Consider the following 253-nt stretch of genomic DNA (forward strand, 5'->3'; position numbering starts at 1 on the left):
CTTCTAGGTCATCTTCAGAAATATTAAAAAGTGCAATTGCAACCTTCATTTCTAGAGGTTGTAAATATGGATTGCTGATAACATTTTTTATAAAACAGTTTTCCTGAGTTGCAAGTTTATGAAAAGCGAATATCCCAGAACTAGAATCATCCTCATCTATTTCATGATTATTACCAGTGTGTAGCTGTAATAATGGCCTATGCACATATAATCCATCACTAGAGTGCCGAGAGATGTACTTTTCAGATTCGAT

Annotated in this window: 1 protein-coding gene; it reads right to left on the reverse strand. The window is 34.0% G+C overall.

What is annotated here, in order from left to right:
- The coding region (locus tag R0K30_RS22735; RefSeq protein ID WP_410613200.1) for a hypothetical protein at nt 1-253 on the reverse strand (253 nt) is incomplete at both ends.

The organism is Bacillus sp. SIMBA_154 (genome assembly GCF_046536015.1).
GTDB classification, from domain to species: domain Bacteria; phylum Bacillota; class Bacilli; order Bacillales; family Bacillaceae; genus Bacillus; species Bacillus pumilus_P.